Source organism: Rhizobacter sp. P1_G5 (genome assembly GCF_056405435.1).
On sequence record NZ_JBFUCB010000888.1, the window covers coordinates 1 to 1,848 of the forward strand.

Sequence of the window (1,848 nt, forward strand, 5' to 3'; positions counted from 1 at the left end):
GCAATCACGATGGCGATCATGAGCATCAAGGCAACGAGTGGGACCACCAGTGAGCTGCGCCTGCGCCGGACCGGCACCTGCGCGCGTGGACGCATCGACGGCTTTCCGATGGCCTGGCGAATGACGCGAACGGCTTGCGGCCTTCCGTCGGCCCCTTGTCCCGGCTCGTAGCTCAGCGATTCACCGACGGTAGGGAGAGAGCCGTCCTGAGGGAACGCGCTGATGTGGACGAACAACTCGCGTCCACCCCCCGTCGGCGCGATGAAGCCGAAGCCGCGCGCTTCGTTCCAGGTTCGCAGGATGCCTGTTTGCGGCATTGCTCAGACGAAGCCTCCGAAACGCGCCTTGTCAGACGTGGGGCGATGCCGACTGCTGGGTGGCGGAGAGAGTGGGATTCGAACCCACGGACAGTTGCCCGTCGCTGGTTTTCAAGACCAGTGCCTTAAACCGCTCGGCCATCTCTCCGCGGTCCCTTGGGAGGCCGGGATTGTAGTCCGGCCGGGGCCGTCAGCCCGGCTGCTGCGCCTGCTCGCAGTCCACCTGGACCACCTCCGCCACCTCGGCCGCATCCCCCAGCCGCACCGCCGTGAGCCGCCCGCCCCACACGCACCCGGTGTCCAGCGCCATCAGGTCCGGCCGGATCGTCAGCCCGAGCGTCGACCAGTGCCCGAACGCGATCGGCACCCCCGCCGTGCGGCGCTGCGGCGCATCGAACCACGCGAACAGCCCCGGCGGCGCGGCGTCCGCCGCCTCGGTGCTCGCCATGTCCAGCGTGCCGTCGGCGGCCACGAAGCGGATCCGCGTCAGCACGTTCACCGCGAAGCGCAGCCGGTCGGCGCCCTGCAGCGCCGCGTCCCAGCGCGCCGGCTCGTTGCCGTACATCACCTGCAGGAAACCCGGCAGGTCGTCGCCGCGCAGCCGCTGCTCCACCTCGCCGGCCAGCGCCAGCGTCGTCGCGAGGTCCCACTGCGGCACCACGCCGGCATGCACCATCAGCCAGCCGTGCGCGTGCACCGCCATCCGCTGGCGGCGCAGCCAGTCGATCAGCGCGCCGCGGTCCGGCGCGTCCAGGATCTCGCCCAGCGTGTCGCGCCGCCCCGGCTTGCGCACCCCGTGCGCCACCGCCAGCAGGTGCAGGTCGTGGTTGCCCAGCAGGCAGGTGGCCGACGACCCCAGCTGCTGCAGCCGCCGCAGCGTGCGCAGCGAGGCCGGGCCCCGGTTCACCAGGTCGCCCAGCAGGTACGCGTGGTCGCGCGAGGCAGAGAAGCCGATCTTCTCGAGCAGGCGCTCCAGCGGGTCGCAGCAGCCCTGCAGGTCACCGATCAGGTAGTTCATCGCCGGGATTCTGCCTGCCCACCCCGTCACGGCCCTGCCGGCGCCATCTGCTACCCTTGCGGCCTTCGTCGTTTTGCGCGTTCCGGGCCGGGCCCCGGCAGCGTGCTTCCATGGACATAGCGCTCCTCGCCTTCCTGATCATCCTCAACGGTCTGTTCGCCATGTCTGAAATGGCGCTCACCGCCAGTCGCAAGGCGCGCCTGCAGGTCATGGTGGAAACCGGCGACGAAGGCGCCCGCGCCGCGATGGACCTGCACGAGAACCCCACCAAGTTCCTGTCCACCGTGCAGATCGGCATCACCTCGATCGGCGTGCTCAACGGCATCGTCGGCGAGGCCGCCTTCTCCGAGCCGCTGGCCGCCTGGATCCATCTGACATTCAACATCCACGAGAAGGCCTCCGGCATCACCGCCACCGCCCTCGTGGTGATGTGCATCACCTTCCTCACGATCATCTTCGGCGAGCTGGTGCCCAAGCGGCTCGGGCAGATGTATCCCGAGAACGTGGCCCGCC

General features: G+C 69.6%; 3 protein-coding genes and 1 tRNA gene. 1 reads left to right on the forward strand and 3 read right to left on the reverse strand.

Annotated features, from left to right (window positions below):
* The 3 genes from AC1D12_RS32355 to AC1D12_RS32365 all read right to left on the reverse strand — a co-directional run.
* The coding region (locus AC1D12_RS32355) for a cold shock domain-containing protein (RefSeq protein ID WP_477845242.1) at window positions 1-317 on the reverse strand (317 nt) is incomplete at its 3' end.
* A gap of 60 nt (window positions 318-377) precedes the next feature.
* Window positions 378-465, reverse strand: a tRNA-Ser gene (locus AC1D12_RS32360).
* Between the two features lie 42 nt (window positions 466-507).
* Complete coding sequence (locus AC1D12_RS32365) at window positions 508-1,335, reverse strand: symmetrical bis(5'-nucleosyl)-tetraphosphatase (RefSeq protein ID WP_477845243.1); 828 nt, start codon at window positions 1,333-1,335, stop codon at window positions 508-510.
* A gap of 110 nt (window positions 1,336-1,445) precedes the next feature.
* On the opposite strand from AC1D12_RS32365, the gene AC1D12_RS32370 reads away from it, so the two are divergent.
* A partial coding sequence (locus tag AC1D12_RS32370) for a CNNM domain-containing protein (RefSeq protein ID WP_477845244.1) occupies window positions 1,446-1,848 on the forward strand: 403 nt, incomplete at its 3' end.

Excerpts from the sequence above, each read along its gene's own strand:
- AC1D12_RS32365 (WP_477845243.1), bottom strand. The coding sequence starts at position 1,335 with ATGAACTACCTGATCGGTGACCTGCAGGGCTGCTGCGACCCGCTGGAG.